General features: G+C 71.2%; 20 protein-coding genes and 1 tRNA gene. 12 read left to right on the top strand and 9 right to left on the bottom strand.

Annotated elements, in window-relative coordinates:
* Positions 1–104 precede the first annotated feature (104 nt).
* A complete protein-coding gene (locus H4F98_RS09540; protein ID WP_343064753.1) occupies positions 105–1,499 on the top strand; it encodes an alpha/beta fold hydrolase in 1,395 nt (464 codons plus the stop codon).
* 108 nt (positions 1,500–1,607) lie between these two features.
* Here the strand turns inward: H4F98_RS09540 and H4F98_RS09535 are convergent.
* Positions 1,608–1,683 (bottom strand) — tRNA-Ile (locus H4F98_RS09535).
* A gap of 115 nt (positions 1,684–1,798) precedes the next feature.
* Positions 1,799–4,099, bottom strand: coding sequence for a GH92 family glycosyl hydrolase (locus tag H4F98_RS09530; RefSeq protein ID WP_182687277.1), 2,301 nt, complete (start codon positions 4,097–4,099; stop codon positions 1,799–1,801).
* Positions 4,100–4,429: 330 nt separating this feature from the next.
* Between H4F98_RS09530 and H4F98_RS09525 the strand changes: the two genes are divergently transcribed.
* From H4F98_RS09525 to H4F98_RS09500, 6 genes are all read left to right on the top strand, one after another.
* The gene (locus H4F98_RS09525) at positions 4,430–5,500 is read left to right on the top strand and encodes a LacI family DNA-binding transcriptional regulator (protein ID WP_182687115.1); all 1,071 of its coding nucleotides are present in this window, start codon (positions 4,430–4,432) and stop codon (positions 5,498–5,500) included.
* Positions 5,497–6,789, top strand: coding sequence for a sugar MFS transporter (locus tag H4F98_RS09520; RefSeq protein ID WP_182687113.1), 1,293 nt, complete (start codon positions 5,497–5,499; stop codon positions 6,787–6,789). Before H4F98_RS09525 ends, H4F98_RS09520 begins: the two co-directional genes overlap by 4 nt.
* Positions 6,786–7,784, top strand: coding sequence for a carbohydrate kinase family protein (locus tag H4F98_RS09515; protein ID WP_182687111.1), 999 nt, complete (start codon positions 6,786–6,788; stop codon positions 7,782–7,784). Before H4F98_RS09520 ends, H4F98_RS09515 begins: the two co-directional genes overlap by 4 nt.
* Complete coding sequence (locus H4F98_RS09510) at positions 7,781–9,010, top strand: AGE family epimerase/isomerase (RefSeq protein WP_182687109.1); 1,230 nt, start codon at positions 7,781–7,783, stop codon at positions 9,008–9,010. The genes H4F98_RS09515 and H4F98_RS09510 overlap by 4 nt, the downstream gene beginning before the upstream one ends.
* Positions 9,011–9,052: 42 nt before the next feature.
* A complete protein-coding gene (locus tag H4F98_RS09505; protein ID WP_182687107.1) occupies positions 9,053–10,114 on the top strand; it encodes a L,D-transpeptidase in 1,062 nt (353 codons plus the stop codon).
* A 198-nt stretch (positions 10,115–10,312) separates the two neighbouring features.
* The gene (locus H4F98_RS09500) at positions 10,313–11,059 is read left to right on the top strand and encodes a murein L,D-transpeptidase catalytic domain family protein (protein ID WP_182687105.1); all 747 of its coding nucleotides are present in this window, start codon (positions 10,313–10,315) and stop codon (positions 11,057–11,059) included.
* A 769-nt stretch (positions 11,060–11,828) separates the two neighbouring features.
* Here H4F98_RS09500 and rpoD read toward each other — a convergent pair.
* Positions 11,829–13,709 (bottom strand): RNA polymerase sigma factor RpoD, encoded by a 1,881-nt coding sequence (gene rpoD, locus H4F98_RS09495; protein ID WP_182687103.1) that lies wholly within the window; start codon positions 13,707–13,709, stop codon positions 11,829–11,831.
* A gap of 73 nt (positions 13,710–13,782) precedes the next feature.
* Entirely contained in the window at positions 13,783–14,223 is a 441-nt protein-coding gene (gene dtd, locus H4F98_RS09490; protein ID WP_182687101.1) for a D-aminoacyl-tRNA deacylase, read from the bottom strand.
* Positions 14,224–14,279: 56 nt separating this feature from the next.
* Between dtd and H4F98_RS09485 the strand changes: the two genes are divergently transcribed.
* The 4 genes from H4F98_RS09485 (at position 14,280) to H4F98_RS09470 (ending at position 18,799) form a co-directional block, all read left to right on the top strand.
* Positions 14,280–15,239, top strand: coding sequence for a lauroyl acyltransferase (locus tag H4F98_RS09485; RefSeq protein WP_425487590.1), 960 nt, complete (start codon positions 14,280–14,282; stop codon positions 15,237–15,239).
* 71 nt (positions 15,240–15,310) lie between these two features.
* Positions 15,311–16,753, top strand: coding sequence for a hypothetical protein (locus H4F98_RS09480; protein ID WP_182687099.1), 1,443 nt, complete (start codon positions 15,311–15,313; stop codon positions 16,751–16,753).
* Positions 16,750–17,262: a PH domain-containing protein gene (locus H4F98_RS09475; RefSeq protein ID WP_182687097.1), complete on the top strand. Its 513-nt coding sequence runs from the start codon at positions 16,750–16,752 to the stop codon at positions 17,260–17,262. Before H4F98_RS09480 ends, H4F98_RS09475 begins: the two co-directional genes overlap by 4 nt.
* Positions 17,263–17,350: 88 nt before the next feature.
* Positions 17,351–18,799 carry a PH domain-containing protein gene (locus tag H4F98_RS09470; protein WP_246373068.1) on the top strand — a complete coding sequence of 483 codons (1,449 nt, stop codon included), beginning with the start codon at positions 17,351–17,353 and terminating at the stop codon, positions 18,797–18,799.
* A 36-nt stretch (positions 18,800–18,835) separates the two neighbouring features.
* Here the strand turns inward: H4F98_RS09470 and H4F98_RS09465 are convergent, their stop codons facing one another.
* Positions 18,836–19,825 carry a glycosyltransferase gene (locus H4F98_RS09465; RefSeq protein ID WP_182687094.1) on the bottom strand — a complete coding sequence of 330 codons (990 nt, stop codon included), beginning with the start codon at positions 19,823–19,825 and terminating at the stop codon, positions 18,836–18,838.
* A 101-nt stretch (positions 19,826–19,926) separates the two neighbouring features.
* On the opposite strand from H4F98_RS09465, the gene H4F98_RS09460 reads away from it, so the two are divergent.
* The gene (locus tag H4F98_RS09460) at positions 19,927–20,943 is read left to right on the top strand and encodes a hypothetical protein (protein ID WP_182687092.1); all 1,017 of its coding nucleotides are present in this window, start codon (positions 19,927–19,929) and stop codon (positions 20,941–20,943) included.
* A 2-nt stretch (positions 20,944–20,945) separates the two neighbouring features.
* Here the strand turns inward: H4F98_RS09460 and H4F98_RS09455 are convergent, their stop codons facing one another.
* From H4F98_RS09455 to folK, 4 genes are all read right to left on the bottom strand, one after another.
* Complete coding sequence (locus H4F98_RS09455) at positions 20,946–22,688, bottom strand: ArnT family glycosyltransferase (protein ID WP_182687090.1); 1,743 nt, start codon at positions 22,686–22,688, stop codon at positions 20,946–20,948.
* Between the two features lie 77 nt (positions 22,689–22,765).
* Positions 22,766–24,085: a 16S rRNA (cytosine(967)-C(5))-methyltransferase RsmB gene (gene rsmB, locus H4F98_RS09450; RefSeq protein WP_182687088.1), complete on the bottom strand. Its 1,320-nt coding sequence runs from the start codon at positions 24,083–24,085 to the stop codon at positions 22,766–22,768.
* 63 nt (positions 24,086–24,148) lie between these two features.
* Complete coding sequence (locus tag H4F98_RS09445; protein ID WP_182687086.1) at positions 24,149–24,979, bottom strand: DUF6159 family protein; 831 nt, start codon at positions 24,977–24,979, stop codon at positions 24,149–24,151.
* A 153-nt stretch (positions 24,980–25,132) separates the two neighbouring features.
* Positions 25,133–25,615, bottom strand: coding sequence for a 2-amino-4-hydroxy-6-hydroxymethyldihydropteridine diphosphokinase (gene folK, locus H4F98_RS09440; protein ID WP_182687273.1), 483 nt, complete (start codon positions 25,613–25,615; stop codon positions 25,133–25,135).
* Between the last annotated feature and the right edge of the window lie 2 nt (positions 25,616–25,617).

The raw sequence follows: 25,617 nt of genomic DNA, 5'->3' as shown, positions 1-25,617 counted from the left end.
AAGACGACGTTACGAAGGGCACTGTCCGCCCGGCAGGCAATCGCTATCATTTCGCTCAACGCCCTGCGCTCGCGCGCAGGCTCATTCGTCGGTTGGGATGCCTCGTGATCCAGAGTGTTGTTTGCCGTATCGGGCTTGCCCTTTCATTCCTTGTTGTTGCCGGCTCCCTCCAGGCCGCCCCGTTCGTCCCCTGCACCGACGACGACGAGTTCGAAGCGCTCTCGGACTCGCTGTGCGCACGTGAGCAAGCGCCGCTCGACTACGCCGAACCAGACGGCGAGAAGGTGGAGCTGTTCGTGCGCAGATTCCCGGTGGCCGAGGGGCGCACGCGCCGTGGCGAGGTGTGGCTGGTGGCCGGCGGTCCGGGCGAGACGGGCGCGTCGTTCTATTCCGCGCTGCACACGCTGCGTCGCGCGTTTCCCGATTATGAGCTGATGATGCCCGACCATCGGGGCACTGGCTATTCCACCAAGCTCTGCCCGGAGCAGGAGTCGCTCGAGAGCGCCTCAGGCCTGGATCTTGCCGACGAGGAATGGGGACCGTGCATCGGCGCCATGTACGCGAATGCCGCGCGCACGCAGGCCTTCACCATCACGCATGCCGCGCAAGATCTGTCCCGGCTGATCCGCTCGCACCGCGGCGAGGGGCCGGTGCTCCTTTACGGTGTGTCCTACGGCACCCAGCTCGCACTGCGCATGCTTCAGGTGGCTCCGGTTGAGCTCGACGGGCTGATTCTTGACGGCCTTGTGCCGCCGGAAGGCGCGCTCAAGTGGGAGATCAGTCAGCGCACGCGCATTGCTGACGAGATCGGACGCGCGTTCCTGACGCCTGCACAGACCAGGACGGTCGCCCGCCTGGTCGCCTACGCGGGCGACAAGCCGGCCTGGCTCGAGCAGGTGCCGGGCCAAGACATCCGCAGCTTCATGGGTCGCCTGCTGAACTTTCCCGAGCTGCGCAGTCGTATTCCGGAGATGGCAGAGGCGTTGCTGCGGGACGACACCACCTTGCTCGGGCGCACGGTCGACGACCTGGGTGCCCTGCGGCGCACGTTGTATCCGTTCCCGCAATCGCCGTCCTCGATGCCTCTGGTGATGCTGATCACCGGGTCGGAGAACAACTCGCGCCCCGACCTCACGAAGGCGCAGGTAGAGGAAGAGGCCGAACATGCGCTGTTCACCAGCCCCCTGCCCGGTCTCGCCGTAAGCCCGCCGGTGCCACTCTATGCGCGCGACGCCACATTCGGAAAACTACCCGCGCGCCTTCCGCGGACACTCGTGCTCCAGGGCACGCTCGATCCCGCCACTCCGCTCGAGGGCGCGCGCGCGCACCTCGCTATGCTCGCCCCACTGGGAGACGTGAAGCTGACCACCGTGGTCGACGGCGCGCACGGGCTGGTGCTGACCGCGCAGGACTGTTTCGTCCAGGCCGTATCGGCGTTCGTGTCTTCCGCGTCCGTTCCTGGAACGTGCTCGCTGCATGAGGCGCGCGATGGCTCGTGATCTCGCCACTATCTGAGAACGTCCGCTTCTGGCCGATAACGGACATGACACGCCACTGCAAAGTGGGGACACAGGGAAGAGCTGCACCAGCAAGCAATTGCGATTGTTTGGTGGGCCCACCAGGATTCGAACCTGGAACCAAAGGATTATGAGTCCTCTGCTCTAACCGTTGAGCTATAGGCCCTGTGGGGCGGGCATATTAGCAGTTGGAGGGCCTGCGAACGGGACGGTCGCGGGCGACACCCGGCACCCGTTCCGTTGAGGCGCCCCCACGCGTGGGCGACCGCCTCGCGCACTCCTCACCGCGACATCGAGTACGGCCGCTGGTCGGGGGCGGTGGCCCAGTCCTTGTTGGGATTGGCCTGCATGACGAAGCGCAGTTCGCCACCGGCCATGATCTCTTCGTGGCGCAGGTAGGCGCGGTCCAGCGGGTCACCGTCGAGGGTGACGCGGCCGACGTAGGGGTGCGCGGCCGACAGGCCTTCGGCGACGATGCGGAAGCGCTTGCCGTTGGGCAGGTTGAGGGTGGCCTCGGGCAGGAAGGGGCGGCCGATGACGTATTCGTTGCTGCCCGGGGCGACGGGGTAGAAGCCCAGCGCGGTGAACAGGTACCAGGCCGACATCTGGCCGAGGTCGTCGTTGCCGGCGAGGCCGTCGGGGGTGGGCTTGTACTGGGTCGACATGATCCGGGCCAGGCGTTCCTGGGTGCGCCAGGGCTGGCCGGCATAGGCGTAGAGGTAGGCGACGTGGTGGCTGGGCTCGTTGCCATGCGCGTACCAGCCGATCAGGCCGGTGATGTCTTCCATGTGCTCGAAGATCGAGGGGTCGACCTGGGCGTCGAACACCTGGTCGAGCCGGGCGACGAGTTGGTCGTCGCCGCCATGGGCCTGGATGAGGCCGGCGACGTCCTGCGGCACGTACCACGAGTACTGCCAGGCGTTGCCTTCGGTGTAGTCGGTGCCGTAGCCGCTGGCGGTCGGGTCGAAGGGTTCGCGGAAGCTGCCGTCCCGTTTGCGGGCGCGCATGAAGCCGGTGGCCGGGTCGAAGGCGTGGCGCCAGTTGCCGGCGCGGCGGGTGAAGCGCGCGGCGATGTCGTCGCGGCCCATCGCCTCGGCCATGCGCGCGATGGTCCAGTCGTCGTAGGCGTACTCCAGGGTCTTGGAGGCGGCTTCGCCTTCCTCGTCGATCGGCACGTAGCCCAGTTCCATGTACTGGGCGATGCCGTCGTAGGGGCCGTAGCTGGCGGTGGCGACCATGGCCTCGAGCGCCTCGTCGGCGTCGTAGCCGCGGATGCCCTTCATGTAGGCGTCGGCGATCACCGGTACGGCGTGGTAACCGATCATGCACCACGTCTCCTGGCCGTGGAACGACCACACCGGCAGCATGCCGTAGGGGCTCTGTCGGCGCGAGGCCAGCAGCGAGTTGACGAAATCGTCGGTGCGCGCGGCCGGCTGCACCAGGGTCAGCAGCGGATGCAGCGCGCGGTAGGTGTCCCACAGCGAGAACGTGGAGTGGTTGCGGAAGCCCTCGGCGCGGTGCACGGCGCCATCGGGACCGCGATAGCGACCGTCGACGTCCATGAACAGGCTCGGCCCCATCAGCGCGTGGTACAACGCGGTGTAGGCGGCCTTGCGGTCGTCTTCGGGTGCCTGGATCTCCACCGCCGACAGCGCCTGCGTCCAGGCCTCGCGCGCGCCTTCGCGCACCGCGTCGAAGTCGAAGCCGGGCACTTCGGCGTCGAGGTTGGCGATCGCGCCCGCCTCGCTCACCGGCGATATCGCCACCTTGACCACGAGGCTGTCGCCGGCGGCACCGTCGAAGTCGAAGCTGCCGACCAGTTGCCGACCCTCGCCCTGGGCGCGCTGGCGTGGGTCCTGGTGGCCGGGCGGCGGGAAGCCCTTGTAGGGCACGTCCTGCTCGGTGTCGTGGAAGGCGTGGCCCGTCACCGGCCGGGAGAAGCGCATGGCGAAGTACAGCTCGCGGCCCGGCGCCCAGCCCCGGGTCTTGCGGTAGCCGGTGACGGTGCCGTCGGGCTGCAGGCGCAGGCGCGACCACAGCACCTTGCCGGGATAGTCGTACATGCTGGTGCGCAGGTCGACCAGCACGTGCGCGGGCTTACCGGCGGGGAACTGGTAGCGGTGCACGCCGACACGCTCGCTGGCGGTCAGTTCGGCGCGGATGTCGTAGTTATCCAGGGTGACCGCGTAGTAACCGGGCTCGGCGACTTCGCTGTCGTGGCTGAAGCGCGCGGTGTAGCCGCTGCCGGGCACGTCGGGGTCGCCGCGCTCGAGCTGGACGTCGCCGCTGATGGGCAGCACGAGGACGTCGCCGAGGTCGGAGTGGCCGGTACCGGAGAAATGCGTGTGCGAGAAGCCGACGATGCTGCTGTCGTCGTGCCGATAGCCGGCGGCCCAGCCGTAGGCGTCCTTGCGCGGCTGGATGCGCGTGTCGGGACTTAGCTGGACCATGCCGAAGGGCCGCACCGCGCCCGGGAAGGTGTGGCCTTCGCCGCCGGTGCCAATGAAGGGGTCGACGGCGGCATAGGCCGCGCGTCCGGCTTCCGGCGACGCCGCCTGGGCGAGCCCGACGGCCATCAGCATCGCGCCCAGGACGAGGCCGCGCGAGCGCGCGGCGGAAGGCAGGGAAACGGAAGGACGGTCGGCGCGCGACATGCTGGCTCCTGGGGCGGGCGATGGACGGGGGGACAGCGTGGCGTTCGACCCGGTGCGGCGGGATGTACGGGCGACGGACTGTCCAAGCGGCGGTACCTGATGGATTTGGATCGTTCTAAATTGACCGCACGCTAGCATGCGGCCCGGGCCGCTTCATGCTGCGACGCAAAATGCCGCCGTCGAGCATGCTGTGTAGATTGCAGCGGATTGGATCGATCCAAATCCAAGCCCGCCACCCCGACGCCACGTGTGCCACCGATGCCAACGCCCCCCGCCTCCAGCCGCGTGACCCTGACCGACATCGCCGCGGCCTGCGGCCTGTCGCGGGCCACGGTGTCGCTGGTGCTGCGTGGCAGCCCGCTGGTCAGCCCGCGCACGCGGGCCCGGGTCGAAGCCGAGATCCAGCGCCAGGGCTACGTCTACCACCGCGGCGCGGCCAACCTGCGGCGCAAGGCCTCCAACACGGTCGCCCTGGTCATCAACGACCTGTCCAATCCCTTCTTCGCCGAGTTCGCCGCGGGCGTCGACGAGACCCTGGCCGAAGCCGGCCACGTGACGCTGCTCGGAAGCACCGGCGAGTCGGTCGAGCGCCAGCAGACCGTGCTGGCGTCCCTGCTGGAGCACGCGCCGGCCGGGCTGATCCTGTCGCCGGCCGAAGGCAGCGACGCCGACCGCCTGCGCACGCTGCTGCGGCCCGGCCTGCCGGTGCTGGTGTTCAACCGCGAACTGGAGGGCCGCGACGCCCGCAACGGCTGGGATTACCTGGGCCTGGACAACGTGCGCGGCGCGCGGCTGGCGACCGAGCACCTGCTCGCGCTCGGCCACCGCCGGATCGCGTTCTTCGGCGGCCATCGCGATTCCAGCTCCTGCGCGCAACGGCGCCGCGGCTACCACGAAGCGCTGGCGGACGCCGGGATCGTGCCGGAGCCGCACTGGCTGGTGGAGTCGGCGCCGACCCGGCTGGAAGCGGCCGGCCAGACCGGCGCCCTGTTCCTGCGCGATCCCGCCCCGACCGCGGCGGTCTGCTACAACGACGCGGTCGCGCTGGGCCTGGTCGCCGGGCTCGCGCGACGCGGCCGCCGCGCGGGCGAGGACTTCGCGGTGACCGGCTTCGACGACATCCCCGAGGCCGCGGCCAGCTTTCCGCCGCTGACCACGGTCTCGGTCGACCCGCGCGCGCGCGGACACGAGGCCGCGACGATGATCCTGCAACGCCTCGACGCGCCCGCGGGCGCGCCGTTCGCCCACGTGTCGCCGGCCCGGCTGCTGTGCCGCGCCAGCAGCGACGTGCGCCCCGCCGACCTTTCCCCGCCCCGAGCCACGCCATGAGCCGCCGCGACCTGTCCTCGAGCACGGCCCTGGCCGTGCTGACCACGATCTTCTTCACCTGGGGCGCGCTGACCAGCCTCAACGACGTGCTGATCCCGCACCTGAAAGCCGTGTTCGAGATGAACTACGCGCAGACGATGCTCATCCAGTTCACGTTCTTCAGCACCTACCTGGTGATGTCGGTGCCCGCCGGCAAGGTGGTCGCGTGGGTGGGCTACAAGCACAGCATCGTGATCGGCCTGGTGGTCGCCGGCATCGGCGCGCTGGCGTTCTTCCCGGCCGCGCGCATCCCGTCCTACCCGCTGTTCCTGTTCGCGCTGTTCGTGCTGGCCAGCGGCATCACCCTGCTCCAGGTCTCGGCGAATCCCTACATCAGCCTGCTCGGCGAGGCGCGCACGGCATCGAGCCGGCTCAACCTGGCGCAGGCGCTGAACTCGCTGGGGCACACGATCGCGCCCGCCCTGCTCGGCCCGCTGATCCTCTCGGTCGCGGTGCTGGGCAGCGTCGAGCTCGCGGCGCTACCTGCGCCCGAGCAGGAGGCCTACCGCATCGCCCAGGCCGAGTCGGTGCAGCTGCCCTACCTGGGCCTGGCCGCCGGCCTGTTCGCGCTGGCGGCCTTCGTCTACGTGTTCCGGCTGCCGGCGCTGGTCGAAGCCACCGATCGCGGCGACGGCCGCCCGCACAGCTTCGCCGAGGCCCTGCGCCACCGGCACCTGCGCCTGGGCGTGGTGGCGATCTTCGTCTACGTGGGCGCCGAGGTCGCGATCGGCAGTTTCCTGATCAACTACATCGCCACGCCCGGCATCGGCGGCATCGACGAAGCGGCGGCGGCGAAGTACGTGTCCTACTACTGGGGCGGCGCGATGCTCGGCCGCTTCATCGGTTCGGCGCTGATGCGCCGGGTCGAACCGCGCCTGCTGCTGTCGCTGTTCGGCCTGCTCGCGGTCGCGCTGCTGGTGACGACGATGGCCAGCGGCGGCGCGGTGGCGATGTGGAGCGTGATCGCGGTGGGCCTGTTCAACTCGATCATGTTCCCGACCGTGTTCACCCTGGGCATCGCGGGACTCGGCCCGCTGACCAGCAAGGCGTCGAGCCTGCTGGTGATGGCGATCGTCGGCGGCGCGGTGGTGCCGATGCTGCAGGGCCTGCTGGCCGACCGCATCGGCGTGCAATGGTCCTTCGTGCTGCCGCTGGCGTGCTACGTCTACATCATCTGGTACGGCCTGCGCGGCGCCCAGGCGCGGCCGGTCGCGGTGCCGCCGGCGGTCGCCGGCGCCGCGCCGCCATGAGCCAGGCGCGTCCCTGGGTCGCCTGCTTCGGCGAGGCGCTGATCGACTTCCTGGCCGAGCCGCCCGGTGCGGACGGTACGCCGCGCCGCTTCGCCGAGTACGCCGGCGGCGCACCGGCCAACGTCGCGGCCGCGGTCGCCCGACTGGGCGGACGCGCGCGCTTCGTCGGCATGCTCGGCACCGACATGTTCGGCGACTTCCTGTTCGATGCGCTCGCCGGCATGGGCGTGGACACCCGCGACATCGTGCGCACCGACGCAGCGCCGACCGCGCTGGCCTTCGTCTCGCTCGACGCCGATGGCGAGCGCAGTTTCAGTTTCCGCCGGCCGCCGGCCGCCGACCTGCTGTTCCGCGAGTCCGACCTGCGCGCGGATGCCTTCGACGACGTCGCCGTGCTGCACGTCTGCTCCAACAGCCTGACCGAGTCCGGGATCGCGGCGGCGACCCTGGCCGCGATGCGCCGCGCACGCGCAGCCGGTGCGCGCGTCAGCATGGACGTGAACCTGCGGCCCTCGCTGTGGCCGGCCGGCAGCGATCCCGCGCCGCGGGTCTGGGCGGCGTTGGACGAGGCCGAGATCGTCAAACTCTGCGACGGCGAGGCGTGTTTCCTGCGCCATTCGTTGCACGACGACGACGCCAGCGAAGCCGCGCTGCTCGAACGCCTGTGGCAGGGCCGCGCGCAACTGGTGCTCGTCACCGACGGCGCCCGTCCGCTGCGCTGGTTCACCCGCCAGGCACGCGGCGAGGTATCGGCCTTCCGCGTACGGGCGGTCGACACCACGGCGGCAGGCGATGCCTTCATGGGCGGGCTGCTGCATGCGTTCGCGCGCCAGGAGCTCGACCTTGGTGCGCTGCTCGAAACGCCGGCGTCGATCCAGGCCCTGGTCCGCAGCGGCGCCGCCTGCGGCGCGCTGGCCACGACCCGCCACGGCGCGTTCGCCGCGATGCCCGGCGCCGATGCCCTCAACGAGTTGCTGCAACGGGACGCGCCATGAACCAGCTGCCGGACTTCCGCGACCCTTCGTTCCTGCGCGGGCACATCGCCCATACGATGGCGTTCTACCACCCGCGCGCGATCGATCCTGCCGGGGGTTTCTTCCACTACTTCCGCGACGACGGCCGCATCCAGGACCGCCGCCACCGCCATCTTGTCAGCGAAACGCGCTTCGTCTTCAACTACGCGATGGCGGCCCGCGAGTTCGGCGACGCGGATTGCCTGCGCGCGGTCCGGCACGGCCTGGCGTCGCTGCGCACGCACTGGCGCGACGCCCGGCGCGGCGGCTACGACTGGACCCGGCGCGACGGTCGCAGCGAGGACACCACGCGGCACGCCTACGGCATGGCGTTCGTCATGCTCGCCTATGCGACGGCGCTGAAGGCCGGCGAGACCGAAGCTCGCGCCTGGATGGACGAGACCTGGGCCCTGCTCGAGCTGCGCTACTGGGACGCGGCGGCGGGCCTGTACCGCGACGAAGCGACAGCCGACTGGGCGTTCGCCGACTACCGTGGCCAGAACGCCAACATGCACCTGTGCGAAGCCCTGATCGCGGCCTTCGAGGCCAGCGCGGACACGCGCTACCTCGATCGCGCGCTCACCCTGGCCGTCAACATGACCCGGCGCCAGGCCGGCCTTGCCGGCGGCCTGGTCTGGGAGCACTACGACCGGTACTGGAACGTCGACTGGGACTACCACCGCGACGACCCCCGCCACCTGTTCCGGCCCTGGGGCTTCCAGCCCGGCCACCAGACCGAGTGGGCCAAGCTGCTGCTGATCCTCGACGGCCACCAGGCCGCGCGCGGCGCCCCCCGCGACGGGCTGGTCGAGACCGCGCGCCAGCTGTTCGACCGCGCCATGCGCCATGCCTGGGACCACGAGTACGGCGGCCTGTGCTACGGCTTCGACCCCCACGGCCGGGTCTGCGACGACGACAAGTATTTCTGGGTGCAGGCCGAGTCCATCGCCGCGGCCGCGCGCCTGGCCGTGGCCACCGGCGATGCGCGCTACTGGGCGTGGTACCAGCGCCTGTGGACCTATGCCTGGACCCACTTCGTCGACCACCGGCATGGCGCGTGGTACCGGACCCTCGACCGCCGCAACCGCCGGTACGACGACCTCAAGAGCCCCGCGGGCAAGACCGATTACCACACCATGGGCGCCTGCCACGACGTCCTCGCCCTGCTTCGCGCGGGCCACGGGGAGGCCGCGCACGCGGGCGCGTGATATGGCACAGTCGCAGGCGACGGAACGCGACCCGGAGGCCCCATGCTGCGCCATCTCGCCCTCGCCCTGTTGCTGACGGCCTCGGCCGGTGAAGCCGAAGCGTCCACCCCGTTCTGGGGCGACAAGGAATCCCAGGCCCGCACCATCCCGGCCTCGGCGCTCCAGCCGGGCCAGTTCGTCTGGTCGCCGGAGCTTGCGCCCGCCGGGCCGATCGTCGTGGTCGTCAGCCTCAACGAACAGCTGGCCTACGCGTACCGCAACGGCGTGCTGATCGGCTACACCACGATCAGCACCGGCAAGAAGGGCCACCAGACCCCGACCGGCGTGTTCACCACGCTGCAGAAGGACAAGGACCACCGCTCCTCGATCTACAACAACGCGGCGATGCCCTATACCCAGCGCCTGACCTGGGGTGGGGTGGCGCTGCATGCCGGCGGCCTGCCCGGCTACCCCTCCTCGCACGGCTGCGTGCACCTGCCCTCGGTGTTCGCCGAGAAGCTGTTCGAGGTCAGCCCGCTGGGGATGACCGTGGTGGTCGCCGACGAGTCGAGCGCGCCGCAGGAGGTCAACCACCCCGGCGCGCTGGCCCCGGTGCATCCGATCTCCGGCGAGAAGATCGAGATCCCGCCCCTGTACACCGGCGAGGTCTACCGCTGGCAGCCCGAGCTGGCGACCGAAGGCCCCATCTCGATCCTGCTCAGCACCGCCGACCGCCGCGTCCTGGTCTATCGCAACGGCGTGGAGATCGGCCGCACGCGCATGGTCTTCCGCGACGCGCACCGCCCGCTGGGTTCGCATGTCTACACCGTGGTCGGCACCCAGCAGCCCGATGCCGAGGGCCGCATGCCGGCCGGCTACGAACCCGACTGGACCGCGGTCAGCGTGCCGGGCCTGGAAGGCGAGGCCGGCAGCAAGATGAAGCCCGAGGAGGTCGAACGGGTGGTCCTGCCCCCCGCCTTCGTCGCCGCCGCCACGCCCTACCTCGCCCCCGGCACGACGCTGATGGTCACCGACGCGCCCATCCTGCCCTCGACCACCGGCGTGGAGATGACCGTGGTCGACAACGCACCGCCGGACGACAGTTCGACCGAGGACGGGGAATAGACCGGGCCTTCTGGCTGAACGCGAAGGCCCCTGGGCGGCGCCGCTGCGCCCTCGGGAGGCGGATATTCAGGCAGGGTCCCGGGGTGTGCAGGTAATGTGAAGGAATTGACGCGCCGTCCGGCCCGACCCCGCCTTGCGGGCGGACCCGGGGCGGCGCACGGCCCCCGTGCCGTTCGCCCCCATCACAGGAAGCCGCCGATGACGCGATCGACGCCCCGTTCCCTGCCCCTGCTCGGCCTGCTGGCCCTGGTCCCCGCGGCCTTCGCCCAGCCACCCGCCGAGGGCGGCCTGTCCGCCGCACTCACCCGCGCCGCCCCCGAGGCCGACCCGGGCATGCTGACCCTCGCCGCCCGTTCGCTGGAGTGCGCCCAGCGCCTGCACCCCGAGCAGTCGCGCCCGGAGCGCCTGGCCGTGATCGACTACTCGCTGCCCTCCACGGAACCGCGCATGTGGGTCTTCGACCTCGCCGAGCGCCGCCTGATGCTCGTCGACTACGTCGCCCACGGGCAGGGCTCGGGCGACAACCGCACCACCGCGTTCTCGAACCGTCCCGGCAGCCACCAGAGCAGCATCGGCATGTTCCGCACCAGCGAGACCTATGTCGGCAAGAACGGGTATTCGCTGCGGCTGGACGGCCTGGAGCCCGGATTCAACGACCGCGCCCGCGAGCGCGCCATCGTCATGCACGGCGCGCCCTACGTCAGCCAGGGCACGATCCGGCAGATGGGCCGGCTCGGTCGCAGCTGGGGCTGCCCGGCCGTACGCCCGGACATCGCCCGCACGTTGATCGACGACATCAAGGGCGGCCAGTACCTGTTCGCCTACTACCCGGACCCGAAGTGGCTGCACGCCTCGCACCTCTTCAGCTGCCCGGCGACGAACGCCCCGGCCCAGCCGGTGGCCCGTGGCGGCGCCGGCAACGCAACGGCGCGCAGCGCGCGATAGCGCCCTCGGCCGCCGCGCCGCCGTAGAGCCGTAGGATGGGTAGAACCGAAGGTGAAACCCATCAACGTCGCCCGTGCCACCGGCGAATGATGGGTTTCGCTGCGCTTTACCCATCCTACGAAGGTGGCGGCATCTTGTTCCGGGGACGCGCCGTAGAGCCGCAGGATGGGTGGAACCGAAGGTGAAACCCATCATCGTCGCCCGTGCCACCGGCGAATGATGGGTTTCGCTGCGCTCTACCCATCCTACGAGGGTGACGGCATGTTGTTCCGGGGGCGCGACGCGGAACCGTAGGATGGGTGGAACCGAAGGTGAAACCCATCATCGTCGCCCGTTCCACCGGCGAATGATGGGTTCCGCTGCGCTCTACCCATCCTGCGGGGGTGGCGGCATGTTGTTCCGGCGGCACGACGCGGAACCGTGGGATGGGTAGAACCGAAGGTGAAACCCATCAACGTCGCCCGTTCCACGCCCGAACGATGGGTTTCGCTGCGCTCTACCCATCCTACGAGGGTGACCGCATGTTGTTCCCGGGGCGCGACGCGGAACCGTAGGATGGGTGGAACCGAAGGTGAAACCCATCATCGTCGCCCGTTCCACGCGCGAATGATGGGTTTCGCTGCGCTCTACCCATCCTGCGGGGGTGGCGGCATTCCGCGCCGGGAGGCGACGGAGCCGTTGCGGCCTGCCCGACAACGCGGGTCCAGGCCCCAAAAAAGCAGAAGCCCCGCGCTTGGCGGGGCTTCTGGGCAGCGGCGCGGGACGCCGGTCAGTCGATGTCGAGGAAGCTGCGCAGCTGCTCGGAGCGGCTGGGGTGGCGCAGCTTTCGCAGCGCCTTGGCCTCTATCTGGCGGATGCGCTCGCGGGTGACATCGAACTGCTTGCCGACTTCCTCGAGGGTGTGGTCGGTGTTCATGTCGATGCCGAAGCGCATGCGCAGCACCTTGGCTTCCCTCGGGGTCAGCCCGGCGAGCACGTCGCGGACGGTTTCCGACAGGTTGATGTTGGTGGTCGCGTCGATCGGGGACTCCGCGTTGGTGTCCTCGATGAAGTCGCCCAGGTGCGAGTCCTCGTCGTCGCCGATCGGGGTCTCCATGGAGATCGGCTCCTTGGCGATCTTCATGACCTTGCGGACCTTGTCCTCGGGCATCTCCATTTCCTTGGCCAGCTCCTCCGGCGTGGCCTCGCGGCCGTACTGCTGGAGCATCTGGCGGGAAATGCGGTTGAGCTTGTTGATCGTCTCGATCATGTGCACCGGGATGCGGATGGTACGCGCCTGGTCGGCGATCGAACGCGTGATCGCCTGGCGGATCCACCAGGTGGCGTAGGTCGAGAACTTGAAGCCGCGACGGTGCTCGAACTTGTCGACCGCCTTCATCAGGCCGATGTTGCCCTCCTGGATCAGGTCCAGGAACTGCAGGCCGCGGTTGGTGTACTTCTTGGCGATGGAGATCACCAGGCGCAGGTTGGCCTCGACCATCTCCTTCTTGGCCTTGCGGGCCTTGGCTTCGCCGTAGGCCATCGCGCGGCTGATCTCCTTGAGATCGGCCAGGCTCAGGCGCATGCGCTTCTCCAGGTCCAGCGTCGCCTGCTGTTCGGCGACGATCTGGTCCTTGACGTCGCGCAGGCCCGACGACCACTTCTGCTTGCGCTTGATCAGCTCGTCGACCCAGTCCAGGTTGGTCTGGTTGCCGTCCCAGGAACGGATGAAGTCCTTGCGCGGCATGCGGGCCTGGCGGGTGGCCAGCTCGAGGATGCGGCGCTCGTGCTTCTTCACTTCCATCACGACGTCGCGCAGGTTGCGCACCAGCACGTCGGTCAGCGGCAGCGGCAGCTTGAGGGTGATGAAGGTCGCGGCCATGTCCTCGCGCGCGGCAACCACGCTCTTGTGCGCGGGGCCGTGCTTGGCATAGGCCTTCTCGAACTTGGCGTAGGCCTCGGCGATGGCGCCCAGGCGCGTGTCGACCTCGACCGGGTCGGGACCGGTGGGGGCGTCCTCGCTGGAGTCGTCGCCGTCCTCGTCGTCGTCGTCGGCTTCGCTGTCCTCGTCGGCTTCCTCGGCGCTGGTGTCCTCGATCTCCTCGCCGTTGCGCAGCGCTTCTTCCTGCTGCTGCTCCTCGAGCAGGGCGTCGTTGAAGCCGACCACGATCTCGGCCAGGCGCTTCTTGCCTTCCTTGTGCTCGGCGTAGTCGGACAGCAGGGCGTCGATCGTCGCCGGGAACAGGCCCAGCGAGGCCTGCACCTGGGACAGGCCGTCCTCGATGCGCTTGGCGATGGCGATCTCGCCCTCGCGGGTCAGCAGCTCGACCGTGCCCATCTCGCGCATGTACATGCGCACCGGGTCGGTGGTGCGGCCACCCTCGGTGTCGAGGCCGGTCAGCGCGGCGGCGGCTTCCTCGGCCGCGGTGTCGTCGACATCGCGGTTGCTGCCCTCGCCGGTGATGAGCAGGGTTTCGGCATCCGGCGCGACTTCGTGCACCTCGATGCCCATGCCGTTGATCATGCCGATGATGTCTTCGATCTGCTCCGGATCGACGATGTCGTCGGGCAGGTGATCGTTGACTTCGGCATAGGTCAGGTAGCCCTGCTCAAGGCCTTTGCTGATCAGCTGCTTGATGTCGGACTGGGGGGCCTGACGTTCGTTGGCCATAGGGCTCGCCACCGCTGGAATTTGGGAAGGAGTGAACGCTCCAGTATACCAGCCCGGGGGCCGTTTTGCCGGCTCAGGCCTTCAACAGGAACGTGACCGGGCCGTCGTTGACCAGGCTGACACTCATATGCGCACCAAAGCGGCCGGTTTCCACCCCCTTGGGGTGTTTTTCTCGACAAATCGCGACCAGATCGCTGAACAGGGGTTCAGCCAGGGCCGGCGCGGCGGCGGTCGAGAAGCCCGGACGCAGGCCGCTGCGGGTGTCGGCGGCCAGGGTGAACTGGCTGACCAGCAACAGGCCGCCGCCAGACTGGGCCAGGCCCAGGTTCATCCGGCCGTCGGCGTCGGCGAACACGCGGTAGTTCAGCAGGCGGTCGGCCATCTTCGCGACCTGCGCGGGCCCGTCTTCGGGCTCGACCCCGACCAGGGCGAGCAGGCCCGGTCCGATCGCGCCCACGGTCTCGCCGTCGACTTCGACCCGGGCCTGGCTGACGCGCTGGATGAGGGCAAGCATGGGGAATGGGGAATGCGGAGTCGGGAATGAGGAAGAGCGTAGCGGCGGATGCGGGGATGGCAAGCACCCGCGCCGGCTACACTCCGGCCATGACCGAACTGCTCGCCCGCCTGCTGTTCTTCTGCGCTGCCGCACTGGGACGCCTGCCCTGGTCCTGGCTGATGGCGCTCGGCGACGGCCTGGCGGCGCTGTGGCGGCGACTGGACGCCCGCGAGAGCCGCGTGGCGCGGCGCAACCTCGAGCTCGCCTATCCGGGCCTGCTCGCCGGCGAACGCGTGCAGTGGCACCGGGCGATCCTGCGCACCACCGCGCGCCAGGCGCTCGAGACCCTGCGCCTGTGGACCCGCCCGCACCGGGACAACCTGCAGCTGATCCGCGAAAGCCACGGCACCGGGCTGCTCGACGCCGCGATCGCGGCCGGCCGCGGCGTCATCGTCGCCGCGCCGCACCACGGCAACTGGGAACTGCTCAACCAGTGGCTGGCCGCGCGCACGCCGCTGGCGATCCTCTACCGGCCGCCCGAGTCGGCCGTGGGCGAGGCCTTCCTCAACCGCGTGCGCGCCGCCAGCGGCGCCTCCGCCGACCGCGTCACCCAGATCCGCGCCGAAGGCCCGGCGGTGCGCCAGCTGTTCAAGCGCCTGGGCGCCGGCGGCGTGGTCGGCATCCTGCCCGACCAGCAGCCCAAGGCGGGCGACGGCGAGTTCGCGCCCTTCTTCGGCGTGGAGGCCTTCACCATGACCCTGGTCGGCCGCCTCGCCCAGCGCACCGGCGCGACCGTGCTGTTCGCCTGGTGCGAGCGCATCGACACCCATGCCGGCGCGCCGGGCTTCGCCCTGCACGTGGACGCCGCGCCGGCGGCGATCGCCGACCCCGACCCCAAGGTCGCGGTCGCCGCGCTCAACCAGGCCGTGGAACACATCGCGCGACGCGACCCGGCCCAATACCAGTGGACGTACAAACGCTATACCCTCAGGCCCGATGGATCGGGCGAGCGCAATCCGTATGCCTCGTCCTGACACCGGGTCCGGCGCCGCACACGGGCCGGCGGGGCCACACTGACCGCGGAAACAAGGGGGAACGAAGGGACATGGCATATCGATGGACACTGGGCGTCATGCTGGCGCTCGCCTGGGGCAACGCCCCGGCCAAGGACGACCTGGACGCGATGAACGCGGTGAGCCAGGCATGGGATGCCTACGTGGCCGCCAGCAGCGCCGACGACCCGGACGCGGCGCGGTGGCTCGCGCCGTCGAGCATCGCCGAATATGCGTTCGTGCGCGACGCGGCCCTCTACGCGTCTGCCCCCCAGGTGAAGCGCCTGCCGCTGACCAAGCGCCTCGAGGTCTACCTGTTCCGCGCGCGCTACGCGCCCGCGGCGCTGGACGCCATGGACGGGGAAGCGGTGGCCCGCGCGTGCATCGAGGCCGGCGTCTGCGGCATTGCCGCGCGCGAAGAAGGCCAGCCCCCGCTGGCGCTGACCCACGTCACCCTGGTCACGCCCGACCTTGCGATCGGCGAGTTGGCGCCGCCCAGCGGCAACTATCACTTCGGCCCCGAGCTGGTGCGGATCGACGGCGCATGGAAGGTCCGCGACGAGAGCCTGGTGCTCAACGACTCGGCGATGGCCAACCAGGCCGTGCGCAGCAACGGACTGGAGGAGGACGACGTCGTGGCGGCGATCCTCGCCGACATGCTGGACACCGACACGCCCCCCAGCCTGGCCCTGCTCGACCAGCCCCTGCGCGACGACCGTGCGGCGCGTACGCGTCTCAACGAACGCTGGCCGGGCTACGACGCGCACATGAAGACCCGGATCGGGGCGCTGGAGCGCAAGGCCGAATCCGGCGAAGACCTGGCGATGATGGTGCTGGGCGCGATCGTCTACAGCGGGAGGTTCCCCGAGCTGGCGCCCCAGGACACCGCGCGCGGCATGCAGCTGATGGAAGCGGCCAGTGCCGCGGGCAACGTCCGCGCCTCGAGCCTGCTGGTGGAGGCCCTCACCGGTGAAGCCGCGCCCAAGCCCGGCGAAGTGCCGACCGAACACTACCTGCGCAGGCTCGCCCGCCATGCCCGGCTGGCCGCCAATGCCGGCGATGCGGAAGCGATGTCGGTGACCGGCAACCTCATCTTCAACGGCGCCGCGGGGCAGGCGCGCGATTGCGTGGAAGCGGAGTCGTGGCTGGCGCGGGCCGAGGACGCCGGGCTGGACTATGCGCGCAACGAGCGCGTGTGGTTCCTGGCGGCCTGCCCGATCCCCGCGCAACGCGATCCCGCGCGCGCGATGGCCCTGGCCCAGCACCTGGTGGAGAACGCGGACACGCTGTCCCCCTTCGAACTGGACACCGTGGCGGCGACCTTCGCCGCCAATGGCGAGTTCCAGGCGGCCGCCGACTTCCAGGCACGCGCCGTCGCGGGGATGCCCGACGATGCCGGCGCCGACCTGGAGGAGATGCGCGCGCGCGAGGCCCTGTATGCGCGTGGCAAGGACTTCGTGCAGGACTACAGCGTCTATGAGCGCGCCGCCCGATGAACGACGCCGTTCCCGCTTCCGAGGTCGCCTGGCAGGCCCTGCCCGAGCGTAGCCGCACCCTGTTCCTGCTGGCCGGCGGCCTGCCGATGCTGGTGCTCGGCACCGCGGCGGGCGCGGGGCTTGGCCTGGTCCTGGGCACGGTGCTGGAGGACATCGGCCCGGTGGTGCTGGTGCCGCTCGCCGCCGTCGCGCTGGGCCTGCTGCTCGGTGCGCTGGGCACGTGGCTGGGCGCCAAGCAGTACCGCCACACCCGCTGGCTGCTGGATGCGCACGGGCTGGCGGTCCGCCGCGGGCGGCTGTGGCACCGCGAGACGCGGGTACCGCTGACCCGGGTCCAGCACCTGGACGTCAAGCGCGGGCCGCTGCAGCGGCGCCGCGACCTGGCCACCCTCGTCGTGCACACCGCCGGCACGGCCAACAGCGCGGTTGCCGTGCCCAACCTGGACGCGGGCGACGCCGAGCACCTGCGCGAGCAGCTCGGCCGACAGATCGATCGCGATGACGACTGAGCCGCCCCCGCTGCCCGACGCGGCGCGCACGCCGGACGGCCCGCCCGCCGGCGTCTCCGCCGAGGACGCGGACCACCGCCTGCACCCGATGTCGTGGCTGTTCGTGCTGGTGCAGCAGGTCAAGTCCTTCATCATCCCGCTGCTGGTGGTGCTGGTCGCCGGCCGTCGCGGCGACAACATGTACGAACTGTGGGGCCTGGTCGGCGTCGGCGCGCTGGTCCTGGTGTCGCTTTGGCAATATTTCACCTACCGCTACGGCGTGCTCGGCGATGCGCTGGTCATCCGCAGCGGGCTGCTCGAGCGCAGCCTGCGGGTCATCCCGTTCGCGCGCATCCACAACGTGGCCCTGCAGCAGAACCTCCTGCACCGGGTGTTCGGGGTGGCCGAGGTGCGGCTGGAGTCGGCCGGCGGCCAGAAGCCCGAGGCCGAGATGCGCGTGCTCAAGCTGGACAAGGCGCTGGCGCTGGAGGCGCTGGTGCGGCGCCGCGCCCACGCCGTCGACGCGCCCGCCGACGCCGCGGTCCGCGACGACGCCGAGCCGCTGTTGTACCTGCCGACGGGCGAGGTCGTGCGCCTGGGCCTGATCTCCAACCGCGGCATGGTGGTGGTCGCGGCATCGGTGGCCGCCCTGTTCCAGTTCGGCGGCGGCGACGTCGTCGAGGACTACGCCGAGCAGGGCGTCAGGCAAGCGGTCGGCTGGGCCGGCGACCACAGCTACGGCACCAGCGAGTACGCGATCGGCGCGGTCGTGCTGCTGCTGGTGCTGCTGGCCCTGGTCCGCCTGCTCTCGGTGGTGCTGGCCCTGCTCCAGTTCCACGGCTTCACGCTGACCGGCCACGGCCGTCGCCTGACCGTCGAGCGCGGCCTGCTGGGACGCTGGCGCACCAGCGCCTCGCGCCGCCGCATCCAGGCCTGGACGCTGACCGAGACGGTGCTGCACCGTCTGTTCCGGCGCCGCAGCCTGGACGTGGACATCGCGGTGTCGCAGCACGCGCAGCAGCAGCGAGCGCTCCGCGAGCTCGCGCCGGTCGCGACGCCGGCGGCCTGCGACGACCTGGTCGAGCGCCTGCTGCCGCACGCGGCCTGGACCGGCCTGGACTGGCAACCGCTGCCCAAGGCGGTCTGGTGGCGGATCTTCCTGCCAGGGGCGCTGGTCACCTGCGCCACCACCGCGCTGCTGTACCTGCGCTTCGGCATGCCGGGCCTGTGGCTGTTGCTGTGGTTGCCGTGGTCGGCGTTCAAGGCGCGCAAACACGCGCGTTGCATGGCCTTCGCGCTGGGCGAGGAGCTGGTCGCCGTGCGCGAGGGCTGGTGGTCGCGGCATTGGCGCTTCGCCGAGATCGACAAGCTGCAGGCGCTGCGCCTGGGGCGCTCGCCGCTGGACCGCTGGTTGGGCAGCACCACGCTGTTCCTCGATACCGCGGGGGCGAACGCGCTGGGGCCGCCGCTGCGCATCCGCTTCCTGCCCGACACCCAGGCGCGCGAACTCTACGACCGCCTCGCCGGGAGCCTGTCGCGGCGTCCGTTGCGCTGGTGACGAGGGCACCGCGCCTCGTGCGCGGTCACGCCCGCCTCAGCCCTTGCCCTGCACCGTCCGGCGCAGGCGCGCGCCGACGTCGCGCCAGCGCCTTCGCCAGGCCGGGGTCGGCCGCAGTTGTTGCTGGCGCGCCCGCGGCAGCAGCACGTCGTCGATGAGGCGACGCCACCGCGCGACCGTTGCCTCGTTGGAGAAGGCCGCCCCACGTCGCCGGCCGTTGTCGGCCATGGCGGCGTACAGCGCGGGATCGGCGAGCAGGCGGTCGATCGCCGCCATCGCCGCCGCCGGACCGTCGACCTCGATGAAATCCAGCGGCCCCTCGCGCAGCTCGCGGTAGCCCGACTCCGGCCCGAGCAGGGCGGGCACGCCGGCCAGCCATGCGTTGAACAGCTTCCAGGCCGGCTTGTTGCGCACCAGCCGGGCGCCGCTCGGCCGTGCCGCCAGCATCAGGTCGACCGCGGCGAGGTCCTGGTAGGCCGGCGCGACGTCGCCGTCGGCCACGTGGGTTTGCATGACCAGGCCACGGTCGGCGAGGAAATCCTGCCAGGCGCGGTCGCGGAAACCCGGATGCAGGTTCTGCGGGGTGCCCGGGTACAGGAGCGTGCGCGGACGGTCGCCACGGGCGGGATCGCGCGCGACCAGGCCCGGTTGCGGCCAGTGCGGCACGTGGAAGGCATGGCGTGCGTCGGCCGAGGACGCGTTCTGCACCACTTCCACGTCGGCGAAGCCGACGGGGTGGCGATCGCTGCGTACCGACACCAGCAGGGCGCGGCTCCCGGCCCGGCGATAGGCGTCCAGCGCGCGACGCTTGTCGCCGGCGTAGAACAGCACCGGCCCCTCGGCGGGGATGCGGTTGTCGAGCGCCACGTCGACACCCGCATCGCGCAGGCGCAGGTAGCTCAGGACGATCCAGTAGTGCTCGCCCAGCACCAGCCGGTGCGGCTCGAGGTCCGGGTCGAGCGTGCGCCAGCGCGCGATCTCCGCGTCGTCGACCGCCAGGTAGAACGTGGTGCGCATGGGGGGCATGGGGCGTGTCTCTTCCAGTCGGCGGGCGGGGCGGGCACCATGGCGGCACCGGCGCCTTCGGCGCGATTCCCGCCCGACATCTTATCGATGCCCACGACGCCATGACGCGAATCCTGTTCGTCCCGGTCTCCGGCGGCGCCGGCAGCGGCGAGGTGCAGCGCTGTCGACTGCTTGCCGATGCGCTCGTGGCGGCGCGGCCCGGCATCGAGCTGCACTTCCTGCTGGCCGCGGGCAGCGCCCCGCTGCCCTGGCCGACGACCGCGCTCACCGCCTCGCCGACGCGCGCCGTCGCCGAGGTGGTCGCGGCCATCGCGGCGCTGCGGCCGGCGCTGGTGGTGTTCGACGGCAACACGCGCGTGGCCGCGCTCGACGCCGCGCGGCGCGTGGGCGCCCGCGTCGTACTGCTCAGCTCGCGGCCCAGCGCCGCCGACCGCGGCTTCCGCTGGCGCCGCATGGCCCGGCTGGACGCGCACTGGCTGGTCGGCGCCGACCTGCTGGCGCGCCGGCACTGGCGCGAGCGGCTGGGCCGCTGGCGCCACCCGCGCGTGGCGGTGCGGCGCTTCGCCACCCTGTTCGCGCCGCCCGCGGCGCTACCGCCCCTGCTGCAGCGACTGGGCCTGTCCACGCCCTATGTGGTGGCCTGCCATGGCGGCGGCCGGCACCGGCTCGGCGAGCGGGAGGCGGCCGAGGTGTTCGGCGAGGCCGCGGCGGCCAGCGCGCGCAATGGCATGGCCACGCTGGCGGTCGCGACGGGCGCGGCCGCGCCCGCGATCCGGGTCGATGCCCTGCCCAATGCCGAGCTGATGGCCGTCCTGGGCGGCGCCAGCGCCGCCCTGCTGGCCGGCGGCAGCCTGCTGGTCCAGGCCCTGGCGCTCGGCACGCCCGTGGTGGCGCTGCCGATGCAGGACGAACAGGCCGCGCGGGTGCGCTGGCTGGCCGACGCGGGCGCACTTCAGCCCGCCGACGGCGCCGACCCCGAGGGGCTCGCCGGCGCCCTGCTCGCCCTCGCCGCGGACGCCGATCGCTGCGCGGGCCTGCGCGCGTCCAGCCGCCAGCTGGGCCTGGACAACGGCCTGCCCGGTGCGGTCGCGGCGTTGTTGGGCCTGCTGGGGGACTGAGCTCAGTCCCCGGTTTCGTCGTCGCCGCCGCGCCAGGTGCCGGGATCCAGCTCGGGCGGCGTGCAGCCGGGCACCACGGCGCCGGCATCGACCAGCGACCAGGCGCGGCGATTGGCGGTGCCGACCGGCACTGCCTTCGATGCATCGATGCACGGCCCCATGACGGCATCGAGGATCAGCACCTTGCGCGACGGATCGGCCTGCATCCAGTCGATCGCGCCGGCCAGCTGCACGTGCGGCGGCTGCCGGAAGCCCCAGTCCATCGCCGGGCGGTCGGCCTGCAGCAGGTTCTGCTCCTTCCAGCCGACCAGGCCGAGTTCGGTACCCGGACCGATCATGCGCCCGGTCTTCTCCATGACCTCGCTTGCCGAGGACGAGGGGTTCATCAGCGGATAGGCCAGCACGCCGTACAGCACCCACAGGCCGGCGAGGCCGGCGACGGTGCCGTGGGCACCGCGACGCGGGCCGAACCACAGCAGGGCCGCGCTGAACCAGACGCCGATCGCCAGCATCAGCCAGTTGGCCTGCTCCACGGCGGCGGCGGTGAAGCCGCGGTCCGTGACCAGCTTGCGTTCGAACGCGGGCTCGCCCGTCCACATCGCGATGCCGATGCCCAGGGCCGCGAGCGCCAGCAGGGCGCCGAAACCGAAGGCCAGTCGCGGCGGCCAGGCCTTGCGCAGCAGGCCCGGCAGCAGGGGCGCCAGCGCCAGGCAGGCCATCGGCAGCGCCGGCATGATGTAGACGTCGCGCTTGCCCTGCGGGATCGAGAAGAACACCACCACCAGCAGCCACCAGGCCAGTGGCAGGAGGTAGCGCGGGTCGCGCCGGCGCAGGCGGCGCCACCAGGCCGGCAGGGCCCAGGGCAGGGCCAGCATGGGCGGCAGCCACATCGTCAGGATCACGCCCAGGTGGTACCACGGCGGCTGGTGGTGGTCCCAGGACTTGGCGTAGCGGTTGGCGGTCTGGTTGAAGAGGATGTCGTCCAGATACGCCCGATAGGCCGGATCGGGGTGCGAGAGCGCGGCGGTCACCATCGGCACCAGCCAGATCGACGCCGCGAGCGCGAACATCACCGGTCCCAGCCACCAGCGCGGATCGCGGAAGCCCTGTCGCACGCGTGGCCATCCGGCCACGGCGGCGACCGTGGCCGGCACCAGCATCACCAGCGCCAGGGCGCCGACGCCCTTGGTGATCGTGCCCAGGCCGGCGGCGAACCAGCCCAGCCACCACCACTTCCAGCCGTCGCCCAGCAGCAGGTGGCGCAACAGGCCGTAGTTGGCCAGGGTGATGTAGAAGGTGACCAGCGGGTCGATCTGCGCTTTCTTCGCCTGGTAGGTGAACTGCACCGCGAACAGCAGCGCCCAGCCCGCGTACAGGCCCACGCGTCGCGTCCACAGGCGCTTGCCCAGATCGGTGACGCACCACAGGGTACCCAGCGCGGCCAGCAGCGAGGGCAGCAGGAAGGCGACCTTCCAGTCGCGGAAGACGGTGTAGAACGCCGCCTGCAGCCACATCAGCATCGGCGGCTTGTCCGAGTACAGCTCGCTGCCGCGGTGCGGGAACAGCCAGTCGCCGCTCTCGACCATCTGCTTGGCCACCAGCGCGAAACGCGGCTCGTCTGCCGGCCAGGGATCGCGCAGGCCCAGGCCGGCGCCCAGGACGAGGACCGCGACGATCCAGAACAGGGTGGTGGGGCCCAGCCAGGGCGTGCGGCGGGCCGGGATCGAGGGCAATGGGGTCGTCATGGGGCGCATGATACGGCGTGCGCCCGCGGGCGATGTCGGAAGAACGTTGGGGCGGCCGGCGACGCGGCCGGGCGACCTCAGGCCGCCGCCTTGACCAGGCGGGCGTAGAAGAAGCCGTCGCCGCCGCCCTCGCCGGGCAGGCGCTGCCGGCCCGGGCCCGAGGCGTGGCCGAAGGTCTCCGGCAGGGCGCCGGCGCTGGCATCGGGCGTCCGCGCGAGGAAGGCCTCGACCTGCGCGGCGTTCTCGGCCTTGAGGATCGAGCAGGTCGCGTAGAGCAGCACCCCGCCCGGCGCGAGCTTGGCCCACAGGACATCGAGCAGGCGCGCCTGCAGCTTGACCAGCGCCTCGATGTCGGCGGCGCGCCGATGCAGGCGCACGTCCGGCTGCCGGCGGACGATGCCGGTGGCCGAACACGGCGCGTCGAGCAGGACCGCGTCGAAGGGCTCGCCGCTCCACCAGTCGTCGCGGGCGCTGGCCGCGTCCACCGCCATCAGCCGGACGTCGCCGCGCAGTTGCAGGCGCCTGAGCGTGGCGTGCACGGCCTCCAGCCGCTTGGGGTCGATGTCCAGCGCGGTCAGGCGCAGGCCGGGGTCGCGTTCGAGCAGGTGCGCGGTCTTGCCGCCGGGCGCGGCGCAGGCATCGAGCACGCGGGCGCCGGCGGGCGGCGCCAGCGCGTCGGCCACCGCCTGCGCGGCCGCGTCCTGCACCGAGACCGCACCTGCGGTGAAACCCGGCAGGCTGGCCACCGCGAGCGTGCCTTCCACCCGCAGCGCATCGGCGAGATCGGGGTCGGGGCGCGCCTCGATCCCGGCGGCGGTCAGGCGCTCGCGATAGGCGTCGCGACTGCCCTGCTGGCGATTGACGCGCAGCCACAGCGGCGGCGGCGCCACGCTTTCGGCGAAGATCGCCGCGGCCTGCGCCGGCCAGTCGGCGCGGATCCGCTCGCGCAGCCAGTCGGGCCAGTCGGCCTCGGGCGAGGCCGGGGGCAGGCCCTCGCGCTGCGCGCGGCGCAGCAGGGCGTTCACCAGGCCCGCCTGGTGCCGGCGGCCGAGCACGCGGGCCGCCTCCACCGTCGATGCGACCGCGGCATGGGCCGGCAGCCCCAGCGGATCGAGCTGGGCGAAGCCGACGAACAACAGCGTCTTCAGCTCGCCGTCGCGGCGCCCCGGCGGCTTGGGCATCCAGTTCGACAGGGCCGCTTCGAAGCGCCCGGGCTGGCGCAGCACGGCGAAGCACAGGGTCTCCACGAGCGCGCGGTCGCGGGGATCCTCGAGCGTGGGCAGGGACTTGGCGAGCTCGACCCGGAGGGAGCGGCCGCGCAGGAGCACGGCGTCGAGCACGCGCGCCGCGACGGCGCGGGGACGGGCGCCGGCGGCACTGGGGGAAGGGGCGGTCATGCCGTCATTGTCGGCGATCGCCGCCCCCGTGTCGCCCGGTCGTGGACCGGGCGACGACGCGGCTTACTTCGCCGCGAAGGCGTGCTGCATGTCGACGCCCTGGAACGCCGGCGGGGCCTCGCCCTGGGTCACGAAGCGGTAGAGCGCGGCCGAATAGACCCCGCTGAGCGCCGCCTGGTAGATGCCCATAAGCAGGACCGCGGCGACGAAGACGATGGCCACCCCGACCGCGAGTGCCACCGAAGCCTGCGCGGCCAGGAAGGTGCAGGCCACGCCAACCAGGACCAGCACCACGGTCATGAGGCCGAACACCATGCCGATGCCGACCTGGCCGATGGCGCTCTCGCCCCAGGTGCGCTTGAGCAGGTTGACGCTGCTCTTGAGCGCATCGATCGGCCCGACGTCGGTGCTGACCAGGATCGGCACCACCAGGAAGGTCGCCAGGGTCCACATCGCGCCCAGGCCGCTGCCGACGAGGCGCACGAGGATGTTGTTCTCGCGGTTCTTCAACGCGCCCAGCAGCATGCCCACGGTGGCGGCGATGGCGGCGTAGCCCAGGATCGCGCCAAAGCGCGATCGGGCGGCGTTGAAGCCGTCGGCCAGCGTCGGGTCGCCGCCGTCCAGGCGGATCATCGCCGCACCGACCAGGGCGCAGTTGAAGAAGATGATCACCGTGTACTGGCAGAAGTAGAACAGGAAGCCCCAGAACGCGCTGATCGCGGTCAGGCCATTGTCGAAGATGCCCAGCGCGAAGCTCGGCAGGGCGAAGGTCGCCAGCACCAGCAGGGTCGCGAACCCCGAGATGAGCGGAAACAGCATGAGGGCCTTGTCGGAGCGCAACACCGACGCGCTGGCCTTGACCAGCGTCCAACTGCGCGAGAATTTCTCGAACATGATCGTCCATCTCCCCGGATCAGCGGCCGATCATACGACCATCCCGTGACAATTTCTGCCCCTGGGGGTCAAAAAATGACCCTCCAACGCCCTGCCAGGCCGAAACGGGGCCGGAAACGGAAGAGGCGGCGCCCTCAGGCCCGCCAGGACGGCTCAGATCGCGACGACTTCCATCGGCAGGTCGTAGTCGACGTGGCCGACCCACATCTGCGACAGCGTCCGGCCATCGTCCGGGACCACCACGTCCGGCGCGATCTCCGCCAGCGGCCGCAGCACGAAGGCGTGCTTGAGCTCGGGGCGCGGGATGTGCAGGTTGCCGGGGCCGTCGAGCACGCGGTTGTCGAACAGGACGATGTCGATGTCCAGGGTCCGGTTGCCGAAGCGCGGGCCGCGGCGGTCGCGCCCGTGCGCGTCCTCCAGGGCATGCAGCCAGGCGTTCAGGGCGTAGGGATCGAGCCCGGTCTCGATGACCGCGGCGGCATTGAGGAAGTCGTCGCCGCGGAAGCCCACGGCCGCCGTGCGGTACACCGGCGACAGCACGATCTCGCCGAACTGCGCGCGCAAGGCGTCGATGCCGCTGCGCAGGTTGGCCTCTGGATCCAGGTTGCTCCCCAGGCTCAGGTAGGCCTTGCTGATGC

The sequence above is a fragment of the Marilutibacter spongiae genome (assembly GCF_014145325.1).
In the GTDB taxonomy this organism is placed as follows: domain Bacteria; phylum Pseudomonadota; class Gammaproteobacteria; order Xanthomonadales; family Xanthomonadaceae; genus Marilutibacter; species Marilutibacter spongiae.
This window is presented reverse-complemented; position numbering and strand designations above follow the sequence as displayed.